At 64.6% G+C, this 24,129-nt stretch carries 23 protein-coding genes and 1 rRNA gene; 20 read left to right on the top strand and 4 right to left on the bottom strand.

All coding sequences use genetic code 11. The features are described from left to right. Positions 1-19 precede the first annotated feature (19 nt). Entirely contained in the window at positions 20-421 is a 402-nt protein-coding gene (locus tag E3T39_RS09905; RefSeq protein WP_134514871.1) for a DUF1844 domain-containing protein, read from the bottom strand. A 289-nt stretch (positions 422-710) separates the two neighbouring features. On the opposite strand from E3T39_RS09905, the gene infC reads away from it, so the two are divergent. The 10 genes from infC (at position 711) to pheT (ending at position 10,180) form a co-directional block, all read left to right on the top strand. Beyond that, positions 711-1,337 carry a translation initiation factor IF-3 gene (gene infC, locus E3T39_RS09900; protein WP_104081252.1) on the top strand — a complete coding sequence of 209 codons (627 nt, stop codon included), beginning with the start codon at positions 711-713 and terminating at the stop codon, positions 1,335-1,337. After that, positions 1,330-1,524, top strand: coding sequence for a 50S ribosomal protein L35 (gene rpmI, locus E3T39_RS09895; RefSeq protein ID WP_092341054.1), 195 nt, complete (start codon positions 1,330-1,332; stop codon positions 1,522-1,524). Before infC ends, rpmI begins: the two co-directional genes overlap by 8 nt. Before the next feature lie 36 nt (positions 1,525-1,560). Beyond that, positions 1,561-1,953 carry a 50S ribosomal protein L20 gene (gene rplT, locus E3T39_RS09890; RefSeq protein WP_092449848.1) on the top strand — a complete coding sequence of 131 codons (393 nt, stop codon included), beginning with the start codon at positions 1,561-1,563 and terminating at the stop codon, positions 1,951-1,953. 142 nt (positions 1,954-2,095) lie between these two features. Beyond that, a complete protein-coding gene (locus E3T39_RS09885) occupies positions 2,096-2,896 on the top strand; it encodes a TrmH family RNA methyltransferase (protein ID WP_134514869.1) in 801 nt (266 codons plus the stop codon). Between the two features lie 103 nt (positions 2,897-2,999). Next, positions 3,000-3,788, top strand: coding sequence for an amino acid ABC transporter ATP-binding protein (locus tag E3T39_RS09880; RefSeq protein WP_134514868.1), 789 nt, complete (start codon positions 3,000-3,002; stop codon positions 3,786-3,788). A gap of 84 nt (positions 3,789-3,872) precedes the next feature. After that, entirely contained in the window at positions 3,873-4,736 is an 864-nt protein-coding gene (locus tag E3T39_RS09875; protein WP_134514866.1) for a glutamate ABC transporter substrate-binding protein, read from the top strand. A 137-nt stretch (positions 4,737-4,873) separates the two neighbouring features. Next, a complete protein-coding gene (locus E3T39_RS09870) occupies positions 4,874-5,521 on the top strand; it encodes an amino acid ABC transporter permease (protein ID WP_134514864.1) in 648 nt (215 codons plus the stop codon). Next, positions 5,518-6,426 carry an amino acid ABC transporter permease gene (locus E3T39_RS09865; RefSeq protein ID WP_134514862.1) on the top strand — a complete coding sequence of 303 codons (909 nt, stop codon included), beginning with the start codon at positions 5,518-5,520 and terminating at the stop codon, positions 6,424-6,426. The genes E3T39_RS09870 and E3T39_RS09865 overlap by 4 nt, the downstream gene beginning before the upstream one ends. A gap of 23 nt (positions 6,427-6,449) precedes the next feature. Then, complete coding sequence (gene pheS / locus E3T39_RS09860; protein ID WP_241979643.1) at positions 6,450-7,532, top strand: phenylalanine--tRNA ligase subunit alpha; 1,083 nt, start codon at positions 6,450-6,452, stop codon at positions 7,530-7,532. After that, entirely contained in the window at positions 7,532-10,180 is a 2,649-nt protein-coding gene (pheT, locus tag E3T39_RS09855) for a phenylalanine--tRNA ligase subunit beta (protein ID WP_134514858.1), read from the top strand. Before pheS ends, pheT begins: the two co-directional genes overlap by 1 nt. A 282-nt stretch (positions 10,181-10,462) precedes the next feature. Here the strand turns inward: pheT and E3T39_RS09850 are convergent, their stop codons facing one another. Next, positions 10,463-11,446: a type IV toxin-antitoxin system AbiEi family antitoxin domain-containing protein gene (locus E3T39_RS09850; RefSeq protein WP_134514856.1), complete on the bottom strand. Its 984-nt coding sequence runs from the start codon at positions 11,444-11,446 to the stop codon at positions 10,463-10,465. Positions 11,447-11,805: 359 nt separating this feature from the next. On the opposite strand from E3T39_RS09850, the gene E3T39_RS09845 reads away from it, so the two are divergent. From E3T39_RS09845 to argH, 7 genes are all read left to right on the top strand, one after another. Next, complete coding sequence (locus E3T39_RS09845; protein WP_134514854.1) at positions 11,806-12,927, top strand: N-acetyl-gamma-glutamyl-phosphate reductase; 1,122 nt, start codon at positions 11,806-11,808, stop codon at positions 12,925-12,927. Continuing rightward, on the top strand, positions 12,924-14,105 hold the full coding sequence (gene argJ / locus E3T39_RS09840) for a bifunctional glutamate N-acetyltransferase/amino-acid acetyltransferase ArgJ (protein WP_134514852.1): 1,182 nt from the start codon (positions 12,924-12,926) through the stop codon (positions 14,103-14,105). The genes E3T39_RS09845 and argJ overlap by 4 nt, the downstream gene beginning before the upstream one ends. A 2-nt stretch (positions 14,106-14,107) precedes the next feature. Next, positions 14,108-15,022: an acetylglutamate kinase gene (gene argB / locus E3T39_RS09835; RefSeq protein WP_134514850.1), complete on the top strand. Its 915-nt coding sequence runs from the start codon at positions 14,108-14,110 to the stop codon at positions 15,020-15,022. Beyond that, the gene (locus E3T39_RS09830) at positions 15,019-16,200 is read left to right on the top strand and encodes an acetylornithine transaminase (protein WP_134514848.1); all 1,182 of its coding nucleotides are present in this window, start codon (positions 15,019-15,021) and stop codon (positions 16,198-16,200) included. The genes argB and E3T39_RS09830 overlap by 4 nt, the downstream gene beginning before the upstream one ends. 103 nt (positions 16,201-16,303) lie before the next feature. After that, the gene (argF, locus tag E3T39_RS09825) at positions 16,304-17,233 is read left to right on the top strand and encodes an ornithine carbamoyltransferase (protein ID WP_134514846.1); all 930 of its coding nucleotides are present in this window, start codon (positions 16,304-16,306) and stop codon (positions 17,231-17,233) included. Between the two features lie 165 nt (positions 17,234-17,398). Beyond that, the gene (locus tag E3T39_RS09820; RefSeq protein ID WP_134514844.1) at positions 17,399-18,598 is read left to right on the top strand and encodes an argininosuccinate synthase; all 1,200 of its coding nucleotides are present in this window, start codon (positions 17,399-17,401) and stop codon (positions 18,596-18,598) included. 7 nt (positions 18,599-18,605) lie between these two features. After that, entirely contained in the window at positions 18,606-20,042 is a 1,437-nt protein-coding gene (gene argH, locus E3T39_RS09815; protein ID WP_241979642.1) for an argininosuccinate lyase, read from the top strand. A gap of 56 nt (positions 20,043-20,098) precedes the next feature. On the opposite strand, the gene E3T39_RS09810 is transcribed toward argH, so the two are convergent. Further along, a complete protein-coding gene (locus tag E3T39_RS09810) occupies positions 20,099-20,698 on the bottom strand; it encodes a hypothetical protein (protein WP_134514840.1) in 600 nt (199 codons plus the stop codon). After that, positions 20,695-21,315, bottom strand: a complete 621-nt coding sequence (locus tag E3T39_RS09805) for a DNA-binding protein (RefSeq protein ID WP_134514838.1) — start codon at positions 21,313-21,315, stop codon at positions 20,695-20,697. The genes E3T39_RS09810 and E3T39_RS09805 overlap by 4 nt, the downstream gene beginning before the upstream one ends. A gap of 142 nt (positions 21,316-21,457) precedes the next feature. Between E3T39_RS09805 and tyrS the strand changes: the two genes are divergently transcribed. The 3 genes from tyrS to E3T39_RS09790 all read left to right on the top strand — a co-directional run. Further along, the gene (tyrS, locus tag E3T39_RS09800; protein WP_174845114.1) at positions 21,458-22,759 is read left to right on the top strand and encodes a tyrosine--tRNA ligase; all 1,302 of its coding nucleotides are present in this window, start codon (positions 21,458-21,460) and stop codon (positions 22,757-22,759) included. A gap of 56 nt (positions 22,760-22,815) precedes the next feature. Next, a complete protein-coding gene (locus E3T39_RS09795) occupies positions 22,816-23,355 on the top strand; it encodes a GNAT family N-acetyltransferase (protein WP_134514834.1) in 540 nt (179 codons plus the stop codon). A gap of 687 nt (positions 23,356-24,042) precedes the next feature. After that, a 16S ribosomal RNA gene (locus E3T39_RS09790) occupies positions 24,043-24,129 on the top strand; the annotation flags it as partial.

Here is a 24,129-nt window from a genome sequence, read left to right as displayed (position 1 = left end):
CCGCTCGTCGAGAAGGGAGTTAGTTGACCGGGCCGGTGTACTTCTCGCCGGGGCCCTCGCCGATCGCGTCGGGGATGGCGGAGGCCTCACGGAACGCGAGCTGCAGGGAACGCAGGCCGTCGCGCAGGCTGCGGGCATGCATGTCGGCGATGTCGGGAGCGGCGGCCGTCACGAGGCCGGCGAGGGCAGTGATGAGCTTGCGCGCCTCGTCCAGGTCGATCTGGGCGTCGGGATCTTCCGCGAGTCCGCACTTCACGGCGGCGGCACTCATCAGGTGCACAGCGGCCGTGGTGATGATCTCCACAGCGGCCACATCGGCGATGTCGCGTGTCGCCTGCGCCGCATCCTGCTCAAAACTCGCATCTTGCTCAAAACTCGCATCTTGCTCAAAAGCCGCATCTTGCTCAAAAGTATTACTCACTGCATTCCTCTGCTAGGCTCATCTTTGGTTCCGGGACAATAGTCTCGGTACGAAAGTGGAGAATCTCCCACCCGCGCATACCGCTTCATCAAGGTTACCGGGTAGTTTGCACTCCGCCGTCGCTTCATCACCTCCTTCGGGAAGGTGGCAGAGCGAGGGTAGACAGGGTGTCGTGTAGAACAGGCCAACGATAAAGTTGGCTTGGGAAACGCGTGATTTTCCTCTCTTCGTCCCCAGTCGGCATCCGCTGTCTGGTTGTGATCACGAAGTTAACCAAGAGGAGAGACGCATCAGCGATCCCCGTACAAATGACCGTATACGCGTCCCCGAAGTTCGTCTCGTTGGTCCCAACGGCGAGCAGGTCGGGGTCGTGGCGATTGATGTTGCCCTGCGCCTGGCACAGGATGCCGACCTCGACCTCGTCGAAGTTGCACCCGAAGCCAAGCCGCCCGTGGCCAAGATCATGGACTACGGCAAGTTCAAGTACGAGGCTGCGCAGAAGGCCAAGGAGGCCAGGCGCAACCAGGCGAACACGATCCTCAAGGAGGTTCGTTTTCGTCTCAAGATTGATACGCACGACTACGAGACCAAGCGCAAACGCGCCGAAGGCTTCCTGAAGAGCGGTGACAAGGTCAAGGCCATGATTCTCTTTCGTGGCCGTGAACAGTCCCGCCCCGATCAGGGCGTACGACTGCTCCAAAAATTTGCCGAGGATGTCGCCGAGTACGGTTCCGTGGAATCTACTCCGATGATCGACGGTCGAAACATGGTCATGGTGATTGGCCCGTTGAAGAACAAGTCAGAAGCCAAGGCCGAGATCAACGCCCACAAGGCTGCCGAGAAGGCAGACAAGGTAGCCGATAAGGCAGACAAAGTTGCCGACAAGGCAGCGAAACAGGAGGAACCGAATGCCTAAGATGAAGACCCACTCCGGAACCAAGAAGCGTTTCAAGGTCACCGGAAGCGGAAAGATCATGAAGCAGCAGGCCGGACTTCGACACAACCTCGAGGTCAAGAGCACGCAGCGCAAGTCCCGTTTGAACCAGGATCAGGTGCTGGCCAAGTCAGACCAGAAGGTCATCAAAAAGCTTCTCGGTCTGTAATACCAGGCCCCCGTAACGAATAAGGATTTGTAAAAAATGGCAAGAGTAAAGAGGGCCGTAAACGCCCACAAGAGTCGCCGCGTTATTCTCGAACGCGCTAAGGGCTACCGCGGTCAGCGTTCACGCCTGGTCACCAAGGCCAAGGAGCAGCTCACTCACTCCTTCACCTATAGCTACCGTGACCGTCGTGCACGCAAGGGTGACTTCCGTCGCCTGTGGATCCAGCGGATCAACGCTGCGTCGCGCGCCAACGGCCTCACCTACAACCGTCTGATCCAGGGCCTCGGCCTGGCTGGCATCGAGGTTGACCGTCGTATCCTCGCCGACCTGGCTGTCAACGAGGCAGCGACGTTCGCCGCTCTCGTTGAGAGCGCCAAGGCTGCTCTTCCCGCCGACACCTCGGCACCGAAGGTCGCCGTCAAGGCGTAAGGCGTTACACCGATCGGTTCATCACGCGCTGCCTCCTGGGCGTGAATGTGGTGAACGGTTCGAAGTTCGGAGACGAGGAGCGGGCGACCTGATCGCCCGCTCCTTTTCTGTACCTAAACGTTGTGCACCTAAACTGAACATCATGCTTGATAATCCACGTTCACCGCGCGTCCGTTCCGTCGCAAAACTTGCCAAGCGCGACGCGCGCCTCGAGTCCGGTCTGTTTCTGCTCGAAGGCCCGCAGGCCGTTTCCGAAGCCCTCACCTTTCGCCCAGAGCTCGTCGTGGAGCTGTTTGCGACGCCCACCGCTCTCGACCGCTACACCGACCTGGCCCAGAAGGCCGTCGACGCTCAGGTCGAAGTGGAGTTCGTCTCCGAAGAGGTGCTCGAAGCCATGGCCGACACGGTCACCCCACAGGGCTTCGTGGCCGTCTGCCACCAGTTCCCCACCTCGGTGAAGAAAATCTTCAACGCCGAGCCCAAGCTCGTCGCCATCCTCGAAGAGGTACGCGACCCGGGCAACGCCGGCACCATCATTCGGGCAGCGGATGCCGCGGGCGCGGATGCCGTCATCCTCACCGGTCGCAGCGTCGACCTGTACAACCCCAAGGTCATCCGTTCCTCGACCGGCTCCATCTTTCACCTGCCCGTCGCTATCGCGGCCGACCTCTCCGACGTCCTCGACCGTGCCAAGGCGGCCGGGCTGCAGCTGTTCGCGGCCGATATCAAGGGCTCCGACCTGCTGACCGCCCGCAACGAGGGCCTGCTTGCGGCTCCGACCGTGTGGGTTTTCGGCAACGAAGCTCGTGGCCTGACCGACGAAGACCTGGCCAGGGTCGACCGCAGTGTCAGCGTGCCGATCTACGGCGAAGCCGAGTCGATGAACCTCGCGACCGCGGCATCCGTCTGCCTGTATGAGAGCGCGTTCGCCCAGCGCGCCTGACCTGCTACATAGCACAACTACGCGATGCCCGGACTGTTACAAATGCGTTACTGTCCGGGCATTTTGCATGTCCAGACGCGCGTTCTGTCCTAAGTTAGGGAGTATGGAGCCCACAGATTCGTCCCCGGCCACCTCGAACATCACCGTTCGTCGGGGCGAACCGCTAGTCGTCGTTAAAGACATCAACAAGCACTACGGAGAACTGCACGTTCTCAAGAACATCAACGCCGTGGTCAACCGCGGCGAGGTGGTCGTAGTCATCGGACCGAGCGGGTCGGGCAAGTCAACGCTGTGCCGGGCCATTAATCGTCTCGAGACCATCGATGACGGCGTCATCACCATCGACGGTGTGAAGCTGCCGGAAGAGGGCAAAGCCCTGGCCCACCTGCGCGCTGACGTCGGCATGGTCTTTCAGGCGTTCAACCTGTTCGCGCACAAAACCGTACTCGACAACGTGACCCTCGGACCGATAAAGGTGCGAGGGCTGTCAAAGGCCGAAGCCGAAAAGAAAGCCATGACCCTGCTGGAACGCGTCGGTGTGGCCAACCAGGCAAAGAAAATGCCGGCCCAGCTCTCGGGCGGGCAGCAGCAACGTGTCGCCATCGCGCGAGCGCTGGCCATGGAGCCGAAGCTGATTCTGCTCGACGAGCCGACCAGCGCTCTCGACCCCGAAATGATCAACGAGGTTCTCGAAGTCATGGTCGACCTCGCTAACGACGGTATGACGATGATCGTCGTCACCCACGAGATGGGTTTCGCCCGCAAGGCTGCGGATCGCGTGATTTTCATGGCCGACGGCGAAATCGTCGAGGAGACCACGCCCGAAGAGTTCTTCACCAACCCGCAGAGCACTCGCGCGCAGGACTTTCTCTCCAAAATTCTCGACCACTAAAACTTTCTTCCACTATGTCTCTTGTCCACTAGTCAGTGTGCAAGATCGTCCAGAGCACCTCACAGCAATCAGGAGCAGACACAAATGAGACTCAAAAAAGGCCTTGCAATTTCGGCCCTTGCCCTCGCAAGCGCACTCGTCCTCAGTGGTTGCACCGACTCCGGCGCAACCACCGACACGGTCGACGTCGCCGACGCCCCCGAATTTGAAGCGGGAACCACGATGGCCGCCCTCGCCGAAGCCGGCGAGATCACCATCGGCACCAAGTTCGACCAGCCGCTCTTCGGCCTCAAAGGCACGGGAGATCCCATCGGCTTCGACATCGAGGTGGGCAAGCTCGTCGCCGGTGCGCTCGGAATCAGCGCCGACAACATCAACTGGATCGAAACCATCTCCGCGAACCGCGAGCCGTTCATCATCAACGGCCAGGTCGACATGGTTGTCGCCACCTACACGATCAACGACACGCGCAAGGAGTCCGTCTCCTTCGCCGGCCCGTATTACTCGGCCGGTCAGGACCTGCTCGTTCTCGCGGGCAGCACTGACATCACCGGCCCCGAGGACCTCGCCGGTAAGGCTGTCTGCACCGTGAGCGGTTCCACTTCGGAGAAGAACATCGCCGAGTACACGACAGACATCATCGCAACGGATGCTTATTCCAACTGCCTCGGCCCGCTGCGCAGCGGCGAAGTCGCCGCTGTGACCACCGATAACGTGATTCTCGCGGGCCTCGCCGACCAGAACGGTGACGAGTTCGAGGTCGTCAACAACCCGTTTACCGAGGAGCCCTACGGTATCGGCGTTGCGCTCGAAGACACGGAGTTCCGTAACTTCATCAACGATGTACTCGAAGCATCCTACGAAGACGGCACCTGGGTGAAAGCCTGGGAAGCCACCGCGGGCAGCGTTCTTGACACCCCAGAGCCGCCGGCCGTCGACCGCTACTAGGTCGATCGCAGCACCAGCTCACTCGCGCTAAGCCCGAATGGCCCGTTCGTCTCACGGACGGGCCATCCGGGTTAGCCCGCACCACCAATTATCCGGTCGCTCACACAGTTCTATATGTACAGAAGAGGAGGTGAGTTGTGGACGCAGTCATCGACAACCTGCCGTTGTTCTTGGAAGGTTTCCGGAACACGCTGGGCCTCCTCGCTGTCGCCGGCGTCGGCGCATTCATCCTCGGCGTGCTCGTCGCCGCAATGCGCATTTCACCCGTGGCATCGCTGCGGGCATTCGCCACGGTTTACACCGAAATTGTGCGTAACACACCGCTCACGCTCGTGTTGTTCTTCTGTGCTTACCTGCTGCCCTACCTGCAATTCTCTCCGGGGTACTTTCAACTCGCGGCGATCGGTCTGACGGTGTACACCTCGCCGTTCGTCGCCGAAGCGCTGCGCTCCGGCGTCAACGGCGTGCACGTAGGCCAGGCCGAGGCCGCCCGTAGCGTCGGCCTGACCTTTGGCCAGACACTCTCGTTCATCGTTCTGCCACAGGCGTTCCGCATGGTGATTCCTCCGCTGATCAACGTGTTCATCGCCCTGGCCAAGAACACCTCGGTCGCCGGTGCATTCTTCGTCTTTGAACTTTTCGGGGCGGCTCGCCGCATCACCAACGATCGTGGGGACGCCGTCATTGCCATCCTGCTCGCGGTTGCCGTGTTCTACCTCATCATCACCATCCCCCTGGGCTTCATCGCCGGCAGGATCGAGAAGAAGGTGGCGGTACTCCGATGACCTCCGTGCTCTATGACGTTCCCGGCCCCCGAGCCCGCTTCCGCTCCAAGATCTTCTCCGTCGTCGGCGTCGTCATCATTGTTGGTGCTTTGCTGGCCCTGATCGTGGTTTTGGGCCTTCCCAAGACGAGTGCCAACGGGGCCGTGCAGCCCGGTATCTGGGATGCCTCCCGTTGGGACGTCTTCAACGACGTGCAGGTCTGGCGCACCCTGGGCATCGGCGCCTTAAACACCCTGCGGATGGCCTTTGTCGCGGCGGCTTTTGCCCTCGTGATCGGTGTTCTCTTCTCCTTCGGCCGTTCCTCCGGCGCCGCCTGGATCCGCATCCCGACCACGATTGTGCTCGAATTCTTCCGCGGCATGCCCGTGCTGCTGATGATGCTGTTCATCCTGCTGGTCTTCTCCACCGGTTCGTTCTGGGCCGGCGTGGCCGCCCTGGCTGTCTACAACGGTGCGATCATTGGCGAGGCCCTGCGCGCGGGCATCAACGCCCTGCCGAGCGGACAGCGTGAAGCTGGGCTGGCCATCGGCCTGACGCCGATCGCGACGCGTTTTCGCATCGAATTTCCGCAGGCGTTCCGCCAGATGCTGCCCATCATCATCGCGCAGCTCGTGGTGCTGCTCAAGGACACCTCGCTCGCCTTCGTGGTCGGCTACCCCGAACTGATGCGCTCCGGAAACTACAACCTGGGCACCTTTTTCGGCAACCAATACCAGTTCTCGTTCTTCTTCGTGGTGCTCGCCATCTACCTGACGATGAACCTGTCGCTGTCTTGGCTGGCTCGCCGAATCGCCAAGCGTACCGGGCCGCAGGCTGGCAAGCTCATCAAACCCGACACGACGCCGCCGATCGACCCGAACCTCGTCGACGCGCGCGCACTGGGCACGCAGAGCAGAGACCAGTAGCAAGCCCGCTAAACTTGGGCCTTGTGTCTGTTCCCAGCGTTCCCCCAGAGCCCACCTCGTCAGTCGAGCCAGCAGAGCCGTTGATCTCGGAAGCCGCCGTCAACGCCGCCGTTGACGCAGCACTGGCCGCCATTGCCGCCGCCGACACGACCGCCGCACTCAGGCTCGTGCGCAGTGAGCACGCGGGGGAGTCCTCACCGCTGTCGAAGCTCAACGCGCTCATGCGCAGCGTGCCGGGCAAAGAGAAGGCCGCAGCCGGCAAGCTCGTCGGCCAGGCCCGAGGCGCCGTCACGAAGGCGTTGACCGCTCGTGAAGACGAAATTGGCAGCGCTGAAGCCGCAGCTCGCCTGCTCGCCGAAACGGTGGACGTCACCGCCGCAGCGTCGACGTGGAAAGCCGGGGCGCGGCATCCGGTCTCGCTGCTCAGCGAACGTGCCGCAGACGTATTTGTGGCGATGGGCTGGGAAGTGGCGGAAGGGCCGGAGCTCGAGAGCGAATGGTTCAACTTCGACGGGCTGAACTTCGACGAGGACCACCCCGCCCGCGCTATGCAGGACACCTTCTTCGTCGAACCGACGGATGCCCACCTCGTGCTACGCACGCAGACCTCGCCCGTTCAGCTGCGCGCGTTGCTCAGCCGCGAGCTGCCGGTGTACGTGGTCGCGCCCGGACGGGTGTTTCGCACCGACGAACTCGATGCCACGCACACGCCGGTGTTCCACCAGATCGAGGGCATCGCCATTGACAAGGGTCTCACCATGGCGAACCTGCGCGGCACGCTCGACCACTTCGTGCGGGCCCTGTTTGGTCCGGAAGCCAAGGTGCGTCTGCGCCCCAACTACTTTCCGTTCACCGAACCGAGCGCCGAGCTCGATGTCTGGCACCCGACCTTTAAGGACGGTGCACGCTGGATTGAATGGGGCGGCTGCGGCATGGTGCACGCCAACGTGCTGCGCGCCGCCGGGATCGATCCCGAGGTGTACTCCGGGTTCGCGTTCGGTGTGGGCGTTGAGCGAGCAGTGATGTTTAGAAATGACGTAAAGGACATGCACGACATGGTCGAGGGCGATATTCGGTTCAGCCAGCAGTATGGGATGACGGTCTAATGCGGGTACCACTGAGTTGGCTCGGCGAATTCGTCGACCTCGCCCCCGGTACCACGCCGGAAGACGTACACGCCGCGCTCGTGAGCGTCGGGCTCGAAGAGGAAGACATTCACCGCTTCCAAGTCTCTGGTCCGATCGTGGTCGGTGAGGTGCTCGAATTCGTCGGCGAAGAGCAGACCAACGGCAAGACCATCAACTGGTGCCAGGTGCGCGTTGCGCCGGGCGACGAACTCGCTGCTGACGGCGGCCCGGCCATTCACGGCATCATCTGCGGCGCCCACAACTTCGCCGTCGGCGACAAGGTCGTCGTGACCCTGCCCGGCGCTTCGCTGCCCGGTCCGTTTCCGATCGCGGCTCGCAAGACCTATGGCCACGTCTCCGACGGCATGATCGCCTCGGCCCGTGAACTCGGACTCGGTGACGAGCACGACGGCATTCTGCTGCTGGCTTCGCTCGGCCTCGACGCTCCGGTCGGAACGGATGCGATTGCCCTGCTTGGTCTGGACGATAGCGCCGTCGAGATTAACGTCACCCCGGATCGCGGCTACGCCTTCTCGATTCGGGGCGTCGCCCGCGAATACTCGCACGCGACCGGTGTGCCGTTCCGGGATCCAGCGCTGGCGCTGACCGTAATAGCCCCGGTCACCCGGTTCCCCGTCACGATCGACGATCGGGCTCCGATTCGGAACCGAACCGGAGCAAGCGTGTTTGTCACCCGCGTCGTGCGCGGCGTCGACCCGACCCGGGCCACCCCGGCCTGGATGATCGCGCGCCTGGGGCTGGTCGGTATCCGCTCGATCTCACTCGTCGTCGACGTGACCAACTATGTGATGTTCGAGCTCGGCCAGCCGTTGCACGGCTACGACCTCGACAAGCTGGCCGGTGGCATTATCGTGCGGCGCGCGACCTCTGGTGAGAAATTCACCACGCTCGACGCGGTCACCCGCACGTTGAACATCGAAGATTTGCTGATCACCGACGAATCCGGACCGATCGGTCTGGCCGGTGTAATGGGCGGGGCAAGCACTGAGATCAGCGCGCAGACCGTCAACGTGCTCGTTGAGGCCGCCAACTTCGACCCGGTATCGATCGCGCGCTCGGCCCGTCGTCACAAGCTGCCGAGCGAGGCCAGCAAGCGTTTTGAACGCGGTGTCGACCCGCGCGTCGCCGCTGTTGCCGCCGCCCGCGTGGTGCAGCTGCTTGTGGACCTGGCCGGGGGAGTCGCCGACGATCTCGGTTCGGTCTACGACGAGGCTCCGGCACCCCAGCCGATTCTGCTGCCGACCGGGTTCGTCTCTGGTCTCATCGGCCTCGCCTACACCGGCGATGAGGTGCGCGATGCGCTCGTCGACGTCGGTGCTTCGTTGGTCGAAGCCGACGGTGACCTGCAGGTCACCCCGCCAAGCTGGCGCCCTGACCTCACTGATAAGTGGACCCTCGCCGAGGAGGTCGCCCGTATCGTCGGCTACGACCGCATCCCCTCGGTGCTGCCCGTCGCACCGCCCGGCCGTGGCCTGACCCGCACGCAGACTTTGCGCCGTACCATCGCGCAGACCCTGGCGGCCACCGGTCACACCGAGGTGCTGACCTACCCGTTCGTCTCCGAGCGGGCGAACAATCTGTTCGGGGTGGCCGTTTCACCCGCTCCGGTGTCTGCCGGGGCGAGCATGGCGGACGCGGCATCCGCTGTGCCGATTTCGGTGCCGCAGATAAAGGTGGCTAACCCGCTCGATGGCGAGGCACCGTTCCTGCGCACGTCGATGCTGCCGGGCATGTTGCAGATCGCGCACCGCAACCGTTCACGCGGACTGGTCGACGTGGCCATCTACGAGCAGGGACTGGTCTTTCGGCCCGAGGCCGGCGTGAAATACGGCACGGCCGAGCTCCCGGCCGGCGCTGCGCGCCCGAGCGCGGAGGCGGAGGCTGCCCTGAATGCCGGCATCGTGCCGCAGCCGCTCCTGGTCGGGATCGTTCTCGTCGGCAACGAGGTGCGGCACCAACCCGGACTGGCCGCCGTTGCTACCGGCTGGCAATCCGCGCTGGCCGCTGCGCAGCAGGTGGCGTTGGCCACCGGCGTGCGCATCGAAGTTCGCCAGGGCCAGCACCCGGCGATGCACCCGGGCCGCACCGCCGAACTGTTCGTCACCGTGTCGGACTCCAGTGTGTCGGGCTCGAGTGTGTCGGGCTCGAGTGTGTCGGGCTCGAGTGTGTCGGCCGCGACCGTGTCGGTGGGATTCGCCGGCGAACTGCTTCCCACAGTTGCCGACGATTACGACCTTCCCGCTGTCGTGGCCGTTGCCGAGATCAACCTCGCGCTCGTCTTCGCGCAGGCCGACGGTGACTTGACGGTCACGCCGATCCGCACGATGCCCGCCGCGACGCAGGACCTCTCGCTCGTCGTCTCGGTTTCGGTGCCGGCTGCCGCCCTGCGCGCGGTCGTTGCCGAGGGGGCTGGCGACCTGCTCGAGACCATCGACCTGGTCGACGACTACCGCGGTGCCGGAGTCGAACTCGGCCAGAAGTCGCTCACCTTTGCACTGCGTTTTCGTGGCGAGGAGCGCACGCTGACCGCCGCTGAGGCGAGCACCGCACGCCTGTCGGGGGTTGCCCTCGCTGCGGATCGCTTCGGGGCGGCCCTGCGCGAATAGCCAGCCGGGGCCTGTATGTCGCGCGCAGCGGATGCCGCGAGTCACCCTTTCGGGCCCGGCCCGCGGCATCCGCTGGTCGCGGCACTCGTTTGGGACGCGGGCACTCGGTGCCCGGGGTGCCGCGAACTCCAATGGGTGCCGCGAGCCGCTCCATCAGGTGGACGCGCGGGATCCGCGGGTGGTGGCACTCGTTTGGGACGTTGGCACTCTTTGCACGGGGTGCCGCGAACTGTAACGGGCGCCACGAACCCTGACGGGCGCCACGAACGCAAGGGGGTAGCGTCAGCGGGCGCGCGGCACACCTTTTTCGCAGAGGAAGCGGTAGAACTCGTCGGCATTGAGGGCCAGGTTCCACCCCCACCGGTCGAAACTCGTCACATACGGGCGCAGTACGCTTTCCCGATCTTTCTCAGCCACGACCACCCCCACCACGTCTTTCCCGTTCATGACCGCCGCACGGGTGTACTTGATGTGCCCGTCAAACTCGCCGATCTTGCGCACACCCCGCCAGAAGTAATCCACGAAGTACGAGCGGCCAGCGATGTCGAACCGCACCTGAAGTTCGGGAATCTCAAACTTCAGTTCCTCGAACCGCACTCTACTGAGCGACTCGCCAGCGTTGGCCGAGAGTTCGTCGGCAAAGGTGATGGCCCGTTCGGCGGCCTGTCGCCCCGTACGGGGACGCGCCGCCTCCAGTTCAGCGAAGAGTATTGCCTTTGTGATCGTCGGAACGCCCGGATTCCCCGCGCCGGCCATTACCCGTCTACTCTCCTGGTGGAGCACGTGGTCGATCATCGTCACTCCGGTGAGAAAACTGCACCCGGCAGCCATATCGACAAGGGTACGGGCGAGGCTGGTCACCGCGACACCGGTGATGAGTGTTGTATTCGGATCGGCGGCGGCGCGATGCGTGGTGACGAGCCGGTGACTGCTGCCGCCCTGGGCGTCGGGGGCGAGAGCATGCACCGTGGCGGGCCAGGCGCCAATCAGCGGCAGTCCGTGCATGGCCGCGGCGGAATGATGCGAAAGCACCATTGGTCGTTTCGCCGCACCGGCAGTGGCACGCGCGAACAGGCAGTATTGCCCATCGGAACCAACCGCCTTCCACTTCGCTCCGAGGGCGTACCAACCGCGTCGGAGACGCCGGAGCTCGCCCCGTTTCACCAGCAGGTCCACGGCGTGCGCATTGATACCGGCCGCACGAAGGGCATCGGCCGTGATGAGGCCGTCGCCGAGCACATCCTGCGTTTCCAAGGCCTCCAACATGTCCCCACCCTCCCGCGAGGCCGGGTGCCGCGTGCGCGCAGCGCGGCATCCGGGGAGTACTCGAGACGGACATCCGCTGGGGAGGAGACGGTCCGTGCTCCCGGCACTTGTTCGCGAAGGCGGCACTCGGTGGTAGGGGAGCGGTGGACTCGACCGAGTGCCGCGAGGCCGGCCGGTGGCATCCGTTCGTCGCGGCACTCGTTGGCGACGGTGGCACTCCTAGCTAGGGGGGCCGTGAACTCCACCGGGTGCCGCGAGCCCGCCGCCCGGGTTTGGGCCGCGACCTAAGCGGATGCCCGCGCGTGACGCCCCGCACGAGCGCGGAACCAGTGCCGCCGGGGCCGCGCTAGGTTTAACATATGGTTTTTTCGGTGGCAGTGGCGGGCGCGAGCGGGTACGCGGGCGGCGAACTGCTGCGGCTGCTCGCCGGACACCCCGAATTTGAGGTGCGCACGGTCACCGCGCACAGCAACGCCGGGCAGCGGCTGGTCGATGTGCAGCCATCGCTGCGTTCCCTAGCCCACCTGACTCTCGTCGACACGACGTCGGCGAATCTGAGCGGCCACGATGTGGTGTTCGTGGCCCTGCCGCACGGAAAATCCGGTGAGCTCACCGCGCATTTGCCCGCCGATACCCTCGTGGTGGATTGCGGCGCCGACCACCGCCTCGAGAGTCCCGACGATTGGGCCGCGTTCTACGGCGGCGACTACTTCGGCGCCTGGACCTACGGCGTACCCGAATTGCCCACCGCCCACGGCAAACAGCGCGAGCGCATCGTCGGCGCTCGCCGCATCGCCGCTCCGGGCTGCAACGCCAGCACGGTCGCACTCGCACTGGCCCCCGGAATCCACGCCGGCGCGATCGAGGCGCAGGACCTCGTCGCCGTACTCGCGGTCGGACCGAGCGGGGCCGGCAAGAGCCTCAAGCTCCCGAACCTCGCGGCCGAGATCCTCGGCTCCGCCAACCCCTATGCGGTCGGCGGCACCCACCGCCACATTCCCGAGATCGTGCAGTCGCTGCGCTGGGCCGCCGCGGGCGTCGCAGCCGCAACGGCCGGCACATCTGCTACGGACGGCCAGCCCACCACGACCGGCCCAGCCGCCAGCGCGGCACGAGACGCCACCATCTCGTTCACGCCGGTGATCGTGCCCATGTCGCGCGGCATCCTCGCCACGTCGACCGCCCGGCTGGTACCGGGCACGAGCGCTGCCACCGTGCGCGCCGCCTGGGAGAGCGCCTACGCCGACGAACCGTTCGTGCACCTGCTCCCTGAGGGACATTTTCCCCGCACGGCCGATGTGCTCGGTGCCAACACCGCGCTGATCGGACTGGCCGTCGACGAAGCCGCCGGCCGCGTTGTCACGATCACGGCCATCGACAATCTTGTTAAGGGCACCGCCGGCGCCGCCATCCAGTCCGCCAACATTGCCCTCGGTCTGACCGAAACGCTCGGTCTGACCATGAATGGAGTTGCTCCGTGAGTGTCACCCTTCCCGCCGGTTTCGCTGCTGCCGGCGTCACCGCCGGCCTGAAAAAGTCCGGCGGGCTCGACCTCGCCCTCGTGCACAACCTCGGTCCGCTGCAGAACGCCGCCACCGTGTTCACCAGCAACCGCTGCCAGGCCAACCCCGTCATCTGGAGCACCCAGGTCATGAGTGACGGCCGGGTCAGCGCCATCGTGCTCAACTCCGGCGGCGCCAACTGCTACACCGGCAGCATCGGCTTCCAGACCACACACGCCACCGCCGAAGCCGTCGCCACCCGCCTCGAGATCTCCTCCGGTGACGTTTTGGTCTGCTCCACCGGACTGATCGGGGAACAGCTCAACCTCGACCTCGTCACCGCCGGGGTGTTCGAGGCAGCCCTCACCATCAAAACGGATGCTGCCACCACGCCCGCCGCCGGCCTCCTGGCCGCGCAGGCGATCATGACCACCGACACCCGCCCCAAGCAGGCCGCGCACACCTCTGCCGCCGGTTGGAGCATTGGCGCCATGGCCAAGGGTGCCGGCATGCTCGCTCCAGGCCTCGCCACGATGCTCGTGGTCATCACGACCGACGCCGTGCTCGACTCGGCCGACCTCGACACGGCGCTTCGCGCGGCGACCCGGGTTACCTTCGATCGCCTCGATTCCGACGGCTGCATGTCGACGAACGACACCGTGAGCCTGCTCTGCTCCGGTGCGAGCGGCATCGCCGCCGACCAGGACGAATTCAACATCGCCCTCATCGAGATCTGCCGCGACCTCGTTTTGCAGTTACAAGGGGATGCCGAGGGTGCCGCGCACGACGTGGCGATCACGGTCACCAACGCGGTCTCCGAGGACGAAGCCGTCACCGTGGCGCGCGCGGTCTCTCGCAGCAACCTGTTCAAGTCAGCCATCTTTGGCAACGATCCGAACTGGGGCCGCGTGCTCGCTGCCGTCGGAACAGTACCGGTGGAGCACGCCGCGTTCGACCCCTACGGCATCGACGTTGCCATCAACGGGGTTCAGGTGTGCACCGCGGGTGAGCCCGACCAGCCGCGCGAGCTCGTCGACCTCTCGGGCCGCGGCGTGACTGTGCTGATCGACCTGCACGCCGGCAGCGAAACGGCCACCCTGTGGACCAACGACCTCACCCATGACTACGTCGAAGAGAACAGCGCGTACTCGAGCTGATCATGACCGAAACACCGAGAACTAACGCCGACGAGACCAGTCAGGCCGAAGCATCCGTTAAAGCGGCGACGCTGATCGAAGCGTTGCCGTGGCTCAAGCGCTTTCACGACCAGATCATCGTCGTGAAGTTCGGCGGCAACGCCATGGTGAGCGAAGAACTGCAACGCTCGTTCGCCGAGGACATGGTCTACCTGCGGTACGCGGGCATCCGCCCGGTCGTCGTGCACGGTGGCGGCCCGCAGATCTCGGCCATGCTGGCGCGTCTCGGCATCGAGAGCGAGTTTCGCGGCGGCTATCGGGTGACCACGCCCGAAGCGATGGACGTGGTGCGCATGGTGCTCACCGGCCAGATCAACCGCGACCTGGTCAGCCACATCAACCAGCACGGCCCGCTCGCCGCCGGACTCTCCGGTGAAGACGCCGGCCTGTTTCGCGGGCGCAGGCGCGGCGTCGTCATCGACGGCGAAGAGGTCGATCTCGGGCTCGTCGGCGATGTCATCGGCGTCGACCCCGAAGCGGTACTCGCCCAGCTCGCGGCCGGCCGCATACCGGTGGTCTCCTCGATCGCTCCCGATACGGATGTTCCTGGCCAGTCCCTGAACGTCAACGCCGACGCTGCCGCTGCCTCACTCGCTATCGCGCTGGGCGCGGCCAAGCTCGTGATTCTCACCGACGTCGCCGGACTCTACCGCGACTGGCCGAACCGGGATTCGCTCGTGTCGATCATCGATGTGGCCGAGCTCCGCGGTCTGTTGCCCGAGCTGGAATCAGGCATGATTCCCAAGATGACGGCCTGCCTCGACGCCGTCGACGGTGGCGTCGCCAAGGCCGCGATCATCGACGGGCGAGTGCCGCACTCGATCCTGCTCGAAATTTTCACTGGAAGCGGCATCGGCACGGAGGTAGTACCGGCATGACTGAAGATTCCTGGCAGAATCGGTTCGCCGATTCGATGATGCGCACGTTCAGCCCGCCACTGGCCATGCTCGTGCGCGGTGAGGGCTGCTACGTCTGGGACGAGAAGGGCACGCAATACCTCGACTTTCTGGCCGGCATCGCGGTCAACTCGCTCGGCCACGCGCATCCCGAAGTCGTTGCCGCCGTGACCAAGCAGATCGGCACGCTCAGCCACGTTTCCAACTATTTCGCTACGCCGCCGCAGATTGAACTGGCGGAACGCCTCAAGCGCCTCACCGGCGCCGGTGAAACGGGCCGCGTCTACTTCTGCAATTCCGGAGCCGAGGCCAATGAGGCTGCGTTCAAACTGGCCAGGCTCAACAACAAAGGCCGCCGTACCCGCATCATCTCGCTGCACGACTCCTTTCACGGTCGTACCATGGGCGCGCTCGCCCTGTCGGGCAAGCCGCACATGCGTGAGGCCTTCGAGCCAGTGCCCGGCGGTGTCGAACACATCGACAGTACGATCAAGGCCCTCGAGGCGACCATCGACAACACCGTCGCTGCCCTGTTCCTCGAACCCGTCAAGGGCGAGGCGGGCGTCATCGACCTGCCGGAGGGGTTCCTCAAGCGTGCCCGTGAGCTGTGCACCGAGCACGGCGTGCTGTTGATCCTCGACGAAATCCAGACCGGCATCGCCCGCACCGGCGCCTGGTTCGCTTACAACCATGCTGATATTCTTCCGGATGCCGTCACCATCGCGAAGGGGATGGGCGGCGGCGTCCCCATTGGCGCGCTCGTCACCTTCGGCTGGGCCTCCGAGCTGTTCCGTCGCGGCCAGCACGGCTCGACGTTTGCCGGCAACCCGCTCGTGACCGCAACCGCCAACGCCGTGCTCGGCGTGATCGAACGTGACGATCTGGCCGCCAACGCCGCCCGCCGCGGCCACCAGCTGCGCGAGATCATTCTCGGCTTCCACTCGCCGCTGATCGAGGAGGTACGCGGACGTGGACTGCTGCTCGGCATCGGCCTGACCGAGCCGGTGGCTTTGAAGCTCGGCTCCGCCGCACTCGCCCAGGGTCTCATCGTCAATGCCGCCAACGAGACCAGCATTCGCGTCGCCCCGCCGCTGATCGTGGGCGACGCCGAAGTCGCCGACTTCCAGGCGCGGTTCGGGCGTGCACTGGCCAGCCTCTAGGCTGGTCGAATCCCACTTTGCGCGGGTATCGCACCGGCGCGCGGGGTATTTACAGGGGGAGCCGCATCCGCTCACCCATTGTTCAACAACCGAAAGTGACACCGTGACCCGCCATTTCCTGCGCGACGACGACATCTCCCCGGCCGAACAGGCCGAGATTCTCGATCTGGCCCTGGAGCTGAAGCGAGACCGATTTGCGGTGCGCCCGCTCGCCGGCCCGCAGACCGTCGCGGTCATTTTCGACAAGTCCTCCACGCGCACCCGGGTGTCCTTCGCGGTCGGTATCGCCGACCTCGGCGGTAGCCCCCTCATCATCAGCACCGCAAACAGCCAGCTCGGTGGCAAGGAGACCGCGTCCGACACGGCCCGCGTGCTCGAACGCCAGGTCGCCGCGATCGTCTGGCGCACCTACGGCCAGGCCGGACTCGAGGAAATGGCGCTCGGCACGACCGTGCCCGTCATCAACGCGCTCAGCGACGACTTTCACCCCTGCCAGCTGCTCGCCGACCTGCTCACCATCCGCGAACACCGCGGCGACCTCGCCGGCCAGACCCTCGCCTTCCTCGGCGACGGAGCCTGCAACATGGGCCAGTCCTACCTGCTCGCCGGAGCGACCGCCGGCATGCACGTGCGCATCGCGTCACCGGTCGGCTATACCCCGACCGACCAGGTGGTAGCGGATGCGACGGCCATCGCCGCCCGCACCGGCGGTTCGGTCGCCCTGTTCACCGACCCACGCGAAGCCGTCACCGGCGTCGACGTGGTCATCACCGACACCTGGGTGTCGATGGGCAAGGAAGAGGAGAAGGCGACGCGTCTCGGTGACCTCGGCCAGTACCGGGTCGACGCGGAGCTGATGGGCCTGGCCAAGGCTGGCGCACACTTCATGCATTGCCTGCCGGCCGACCGCGGCTACGAGGTGACCGCCGACGTCATCGACGGGCCGCAGAGCATCATCTGGGACGAGGCGGAGAACCGCCTGCACGCCCAGAAGGCTTTGCTGGTCTGGTTGCTCGCGCGCAACGCGGCCTGACCGTCTCGCTCGCCTTCTGGACGGGGCCCGGGCCCGGACCCGGGGCCCAGTTTATAAACTGGGCCCGCGGACGGGGCCCGGGCCCCGTCCGCGGCAGAGGGCGGACGACCGGGGGCGCAGGGCCTAGCACGTAAACTTTAGACAGATCAAGATTTAGGGAGAACCATGGCGGAACGCGTTGTACTCGCATACTCGGGTGGACTGGATACCTCGGTCGGCATCGGCTGGCTCAAGGATGCCACCGGCAAAGAGGTCGTAGCCCTCGCCGTCGACGTCGGACAGGAGGGCGAAGACATGGATGTGATCCGTCAGCGCGCCCTCGACTGCGGCGCCGTCGAATCCATCGTCATCGACGCCAAGGACGAGTTCGCGAACGACTACATCGTGCCGACGCTCAAGGCGAACGCGCTGTACCAGAAGCGTTACCCGCTCGTTTCAGCCATCAGCCGACCGCTGATCGCCAAATACCTCGCGTCGACCGCCAAGGAACTCGGCGCCGACAGCGTCGCCCACGGCTGCACCGGAAAGGGCAACGACCAGGTGCGATTCGAATCAGCCGTCGCCGCCCTCGCCCCCGAACTGACCTCGCTCGCGCCGGTGCGCGACTTCGAGCTGACCCGCGACAAGGCCATCGAGTACGCCGCTAAGCACAACCTGCCCATCGCACAGTCGAAGAAGAGCCCGTACTCCATCGACCAGAACGTCTGGGGTCGCGCCGTCGAAACCGGATTCCTCGAAGACCCGTGGAACGCGCCGATCGAAGACCTCTACACCTACACTCAGGACCCATCGATCACCCGCGCCCCCACCGAGGTGGTCATCACGTTCGAGCAGGGAGTGCCCGTCGCTATCGACGGCAAGAAGGTCACCCCGCTGCAGATGATCCAGCTGATGAACCGTCTCGCCGGCGACCAGGGGGTCGGGCGCGTCGACATCGTCGAAGACCGTCTGGTCGGCATCAAGAGCCGCGAGATCTACGAGGCTCCGGCCGGTATCGCCTTGATCGCCGCGCACGAAGAGCTCGAAAACATGACCCTGGAGCGCGACGTTGCCCGCTACAAGCGCGGCGTCGAGAGCAAGTGGGCCGAGCTCGTCTACGACGGCCTGTGGTTCTCCGGTTTGAAGAAGAGTCTTGACGTGTTCATCGAGGACACACAAAAGTACGTGACCGGCGACATCCGCTTGAAAATGCACGCCGGCAGTGCCGTCGTCACCGGCCGCTCGAGCACGACCAGCCTGTACGACTTCAACCTCGCCACCTATGACACCGGCGACTCCTTCGACCAGACCATGGCCAAGGGCTTCATTGAACTGTGGTCGCTGCCGAGCAAGGTGGCCGCACGACGCGACGCCGCCGCTAAGTAGGGCATCCGTGTCGAGTGAGAAGAACCCGAACCGCGCCGGAGCGGCGGGCGCCCTCTGGGGTGGCCGTTTCGCCGGGGGACCGTCGCCGGAACTGGCGCGGCTGAGCAAGTCGACCCAGTTCGACTGGATGCTGGCGGAATACGACCTGCAGGGCAGCCGCGCGCACGCCCGTGCCCTCGCCGCCGCCGGGTATCTCACCGACACCGAACTCACCCAGATGGTCGGCGCGCTCGAAGAGCTCGAGCGTGCCGTCATCGCCGGCGAATTTTTACCCGCCGAGGCCGACGAAGACGTGCACTCGGCCCTCGAGCGGGGGCTGATCGACATAATCGGCGTCGAGGTCGGCGGCAAGCTCCGCGCCGGCCGCAGCCGCAATGACCAGGTCGCGACGCTCGTGCGCATGTGGCTGCGCGACCACGCCGCCATTCTCGCCTCGCTCGTCATTGAACTGATCGACGCCCTCGCCGCGCAGGCCGAAGCGCACGAAGACGCCATCATGCCCGGCCGCACGCACCTGCAGCACGCCCAGCCGGTGCTGCTGGCGCACCACCTGCTGGCGCACTGCTGGCCGCTTGTGCGCGACCTCGACCGCTTTGCGGACTGGGGCCGCAGAGCGGATGCATCCCCCTACGGTTCCGGCGCCCTCGCCGGCAATACTCTCGGTCTCGACGCGCGCCTCGTCGCCGCGGATCTGGGATTCGCCGCCGTGGTCGAGAACTCCATCGACGGCACCGCGAGCCGCGACCTGGTCGCCGAATTCGCCTACATCACCGCGCAAATCGGCATCGACATGTCCCGGCTGGCCGAAGAGATCATTCTCTGGAACACCCGGGAATTCGGTTTCGTCACCCTCGATGACGCCTACTCCACCGGTTCGTCGATTATGCCGCAGAAGAAGAACCCCGACATCGCCGAGCTCGCTCGTGGCAAGTCCGGCCGCATGATCGGCAACCTGACCGGGCTGCTCACGACGCTCAAGGGTCTGCCGCTCGCCTACAACCGCGACCTGCAGGAAGACAAGGAGCCGGTTCTCGACTCGATCAACACGCTCGAAGTGCTGCTGCCCGCTTTCACCGGCATGGTCGCCACCCTGACCTTCCACACCGAGCGGATGGCGGAACTCGCCCCGCAAGGTTTCTCCCTGGCAACGGATGTCGCGGAGTGGCTCGTCAAACGGCACGTCTCATTCCGTGACGCGCACGAAATCACCGGTTCGCTCGTGAAGTTTGCCGAAACCAACCATCTCGACCTGCACGAAGTTGACGACGAGGCGCTGCTCGTGATCTCGCCGCACCTCATACCCCAGGTGCGCGAAGTGCTTACCATCCGCGGATCGGTGGACAGCCGCGACGGCGCCGGCGGCACCGCGCCGGTGCGCGTGGCCGAACAGCGTGCCCACCTCGTGGCCCGCGTGCGCGACCTGACGGCCGCCCTCAGCCGGTAGAGCCTTGCCGCTTCGGCGGCGCGCAGCTAGTGCCTGCGAGGAACTAAACCGGCACGCTAGGCCAGCGCCATCGGCACGAGGGCGGCGCAGGCGCACGCCCAGATCAGGCTCGACAGGGTGCCGATGATGAACCGCTCGCGCGATTCGGCCGCGGCCAACTCCGTGAAGCGGCCAACGCCCTTGATCGCGACGACCACGGCGATCGCTTCGGGAAAACCGGCCAGGATCGCGCCGGCCACGGCGAGACGTTCCAGGATGCCGATGGTCAACCCGCCGCGTAACACCTCGTGGGTCTCCGGGTCGCTGACCCCGGCCATGGTGGGGGCCGGTTTGCCGGCGTTCAGCACCATGATTCCGCCATGCTGGCCCGGCGGTACCGAGTTGTTGGTGGCGAGATCGAGCGCCAGTACGGCGATCGGGCCGCCGCCGATCACGGCGAGGGCGACGGCGAGCATGCCGATCACGATACCGAAGGCGCTCGGGCCGGTGCCAACGTGCACCGCGGCGAGCACGAGGGCAACGACGAGACCGGCCATGGCCCAGATTGCGAAGATCTGTCGGTGCAGTTTGAAGGCGATTGCGGCGCAGGTGAGCGAGGCGAGCGTGACCAGGAGCAGGGCGACCCAGTAGAGAAATGTAAGGACGGTGAAGGTCATGCGGAATTATCCGTTTCATTTGGGCGATGATCGAGCTGCTCCAGCAGCCTAACCAACGCCGGCCGCGCCGCCTGCTCAACCCGGTACTGGGCGGCTTTGAGCCGTTGGCTCACGGCACCGGTCGTGATTCCGAGTTCTGCAGCGATATCGATTTGGGCCAATCCGCCTTCGAACAGGTCGCCGGCCTGCCAACCTTGGGGGGTTCGACGTTGACGCAGCAGCAGGAGCATGGTGAAGAGCGCCTCAACGCCGGGGGAGGCGGCATGCGTCGGATCGACCTCGAGCGCAAAGTGCGCTTCGGTTCGTTTAGCGCGCAGCACGGCGTCGCGGGCCGCGATGAATGCGCCGCCGGTGGCCTGTCTGGTCGACGCCGGTAGGGGAGTGCGCACGGTTCCGACACCGAGCCCGACGCTCCAATGGCCGGAACGGTGCAGCGCGAGAATTGCGTCGAGCGTGGGCCGGGCCGCCGATAGGAGTAACTGAATCTCATCTCCGGCGGTCTGGTCGGGCGGCAGGCCGAACGCTTCGGGGGTCTGTGTCACGAGTTGCGCGATCATCTCGCGCGCGCGATCGTGATCGTTACGGCTGCCGATCTGGTCGGCGGTGATGACAAACATGGTCTCAGGCTCCGTCCTGCATTTAGTCTAGTTAAGCCCACAGGCTAAATTAAGTCAATTATAGACTCTAACCTAAATCAGCACTGCAGAACGTATTCTGCCGGTACTTCGGGAAACTGCCGCGGCTGATAACCTAAAGCGCGTGTCAGACCCCACCATTCTCGCCCAGCAGACCAATGATCCTTCCTTCGACTCGGTGTGGGAGGAGATCAACTGGCGCGGCCTTGTGCACGTCTCCACCGACGAGACCGAGCTCAAGGCGCTGCTCGATGGTGACCCGATCACCTACTACTGCGGATTCGACCCGACCGCGGCGAGCCTGCACCTCGGCAACCTGGTGCAGTTGCTGCTGATGCGGCGCCTACAGCTGGCGGGGCACCGTCCGCTTGGCCTGGTCGGAGGCTCGACCGGACTCATCGGCGACCCGCGCCCCACAGCCGAGCGCACGCTCACCCCCGCCGACACCGTCGCGGAATGGGTCGGTTACCTGAAGGCGCAGGTATCGCGGTTTCTCAGTTCGGAGGGCGACAACGCCGTCACGCTCGTGAACAACCTGGACTGGACCGCGCCCTTGAGCGCCATCGATTTCTTGCGCGAAATCGGCAAGTACTACCGTGTGGGCACCATGCTGAAGAAGGATGCCGTTAGCGCGCGCCTCAATTCCGACGCGGGCATCAGCTACACCGAGTTCAGCTACCAGATACTTCAGGGCCTGGATTACCTCGAGCTGTTCCGCAGCTACGGCTGCGTGCTGCAAACGGGCGGCAGTGATCAGTGGGGCAACCTCACGAGCGGAACCGACCTCATTCGTCGCGCCGAAAGCGGCACGGTCCACGCCATCGGCACCCCGCTCATCACCAACAGCGACGGCACCAAGTTCGGCAAGAGCGAGGGGAACGCGGTGTGGCTCGACCCGAACCTCACCAGCCCCTACGCCTTCTACCAGTTCTGGCTCAACACCGACGATGCCGACGTGGTCTTTCGGCTCAAGGTCTTCACGTTTCTCACCCGTGCCGAGATCGACGGGTTCGCCGAACTGGTCGAAAACGAACCGTTCCGGCGCGAAGCCCAGCGTCGGCTCGCCCTAGAGGTGACCAGCCTCGTGCACGGGCACGCGGCAACGGATGCTGCCATCCACGCCGCCGAGGCGCTCTTCGGCCAGGGCGACCTCGCCGAGCTGGATCCCGACACCCTCGAGGCCGCACTACGAGAACTCCCGCACACGACAACGGCGCCGCACGCGACCGTGCTGCAGTTACTCGTCGACACCGAACTGTCGAAGAGTCTTGGCGATGCCCGGCGTGCGGTGCAGCAGGGCGGGGTCTACCTGAACAACGAAAAGGTCACGAGTGTCGACCTGACCATTGAAGGATCGGTGCTCCCAGGGGGAGTGGCGGTACTGCGTCGTGGCAAGAAGACGCTCGCGGGGATTTTCGTCGAGTAACTGTTCCAGCGGGTGCAGTGCAGGGGGTCAGCAGGTGCGGGTGGCAAGATGACGTCGTGGAAACTCTTCGAACCGAACGCCTACTGCTGCGCCCCTGGGCCCTGGATGACACCGACTTTGTTTTCGGGCTCTACTCGCTGTGGTCCGTGCAACAACACATCGGGTTGCATCCGCGCGTTATGACCGACCGCGCCGAGGCGGTTGCCGTCATCACGCGCTGGCAGGGTATGGAGCATCCCATTCATGCCATTAGGGCGGTAACGGATGCCGACACCGGCGAGGTCTTCGGCAATCTGCTGCTCAAGTCCATCCCCGCGTCGAGCGCGGTGGCACCGCTCGAGCCGTCGGGGGACACCGAGATCGGCTGGCACTTTCACCCGAACGCCTGGCACCACGGCTACGCGACGGAAGCGGCATCCGCCGTACTGGCTGAAGGCTGGAAGACCGGCCTCGACCGGGTGGTCGCCGTCACGACTCCGAGTAATCGCCCGTCGCAGCGGGTCTGCCTGCGCATCGGCATGACACACAACGGCAGAACCGACCAGTACTACAACTCCGTGAGCGAACTCTTCGTGGCCGTGGCCCCCGAGTCATAACCAGGTCTCCACAGGTGAAGCCCGACCCGCCTGGGCCGGCTTTTGCTGGTGGGGAGCGGATGCGGACACGCGACACGCCCGGGTGGGGGGCGTTTTGACGGGTGGTCGTGGTGGCCGTAATGTATCTATACGTACCCCAAAGGTGCGGAAAGCCGCAGTGCTTCCCGGCCTCACGTGGGACCAAATCGTAGTCATCACAACTTCGAGTTCTAGACGTTTCTTATAGATGCGTAGAGCGTCGGTGTTGGGCTAGGATAGTAAGCCTCCCTCCTGCTGTTCCTTAGTTGGTCGAGTCGCGTGGTTTTGGTCGCTTTTTGGCGCTTGAAACTGGGTGTTTCTTCGATTTGACAGGGTCTGGTCGGAGGGGTAAGTTAGACAAGTTGCCCCGGAGCGACAGCCCAGTAGGGCCTGAAGTCGGGTGCGTCCGATCCTTGAGAACTCAACAGCGTGCACAATGTCAAATGCCAAAAACCTCGTGGTTGTGGCCCGTTTCTAGCGGGGTACAGCTGATGAGATTCCTTTGGAAATAATATTGAACAAGTCCTGGTCTTCGGACTAGGCAACTATACAAAGCAAGTCAGTAATGATTTGTTCTGTCAGTTTCAAACTTGCATCTTCTCAGCCTATTCCGGTTGGTGGGTGCACTAGATGGGCGTTCGGTCTTTGGATCGGGTAGCTATTCAAACATTTACGGAGAGTTTGATCCTGGCTCAGGACGAACGCTGGCGGCGTGCTTAACACATGCAAGTCGAACGGTGAAGAGGAGCTTGCTCC

The sequence above is a fragment of the Cryobacterium suzukii genome (genome assembly GCF_004403185.1).
Classification (GTDB): domain Bacteria; phylum Actinomycetota; class Actinomycetes; order Actinomycetales; family Microbacteriaceae; genus Cryobacterium; species Cryobacterium suzukii.
Note: the sequence above shows the minus strand (reverse complement) of the source record. Positions and strands in the feature narration are given on the sequence as shown.

What these genes read in the sequence shown, in the direction of transcription:
- E3T39_RS09830 (WP_134514848.1), top strand. Translation starts at nt 15,019, where the DNA reads ATGACTGAAGATTCCTGGCAGAATCGGTTCGCCGATTCGATGATGCGC.
- E3T39_RS09875 (WP_134514866.1), top strand. Translation starts at nt 3,873, where the DNA reads ATGAGACTCAAAAAAGGCCTTGCAATTTCGGCCCTTGCCCTCGCAAGC.
- rplT (WP_092449848.1), top strand. Translation starts at nt 1,561, where the DNA reads ATGGCAAGAGTAAAGAGGGCCGTAAACGCCCACAAGAGTCGCCGCGTT.
- pheT (WP_134514858.1), top strand. Translation starts at nt 7,532, where the DNA reads ATGCGGGTACCACTGAGTTGGCTCGGCGAATTCGTCGACCTCGCCCCC.
- E3T39_RS09880 (WP_134514868.1), top strand. Translation starts at nt 3,000, where the DNA reads ATGGAGCCCACAGATTCGTCCCCGGCCACCTCGAACATCACCGTTCGT.
- E3T39_RS09820 (WP_134514844.1), top strand. Translation starts at nt 17,399, where the DNA reads ATGGCGGAACGCGTTGTACTCGCATACTCGGGTGGACTGGATACCTCG.
- E3T39_RS09865 (WP_134514862.1), top strand. Translation starts at nt 5,518, where the DNA reads ATGACCTCCGTGCTCTATGACGTTCCCGGCCCCCGAGCCCGCTTCCGC.
- E3T39_RS09810 (WP_134514840.1), bottom strand. Translation starts at nt 20,698, where the DNA reads ATGACCTTCACCGTCCTTACATTTCTCTACTGGGTCGCCCTGCTCCTG.
- E3T39_RS09885 (WP_134514869.1), top strand. Translation starts at nt 2,096, where the DNA reads ATGCTTGATAATCCACGTTCACCGCGCGTCCGTTCCGTCGCAAAACTT.
- argB (WP_134514850.1), top strand. Translation starts at nt 14,108, where the DNA reads ATGACCGAAACACCGAGAACTAACGCCGACGAGACCAGTCAGGCCGAA.
- rpmI (WP_092341054.1), top strand. Translation starts at nt 1,330, where the DNA reads ATGCCTAAGATGAAGACCCACTCCGGAACCAAGAAGCGTTTCAAGGTC.
- E3T39_RS09805 (WP_134514838.1), bottom strand. Translation starts at nt 21,315, where the DNA reads ATGTTTGTCATCACCGCCGACCAGATCGGCAGCCGTAACGATCACGAT.
- E3T39_RS09850 (WP_134514856.1), bottom strand. Translation starts at nt 11,446, where the DNA reads ATGTTGGAGGCCTTGGAAACGCAGGATGTGCTCGGCGACGGCCTCATC.
- E3T39_RS09845 (WP_134514854.1), top strand. Translation starts at nt 11,806, where the DNA reads ATGGTTTTTTCGGTGGCAGTGGCGGGCGCGAGCGGGTACGCGGGCGGC.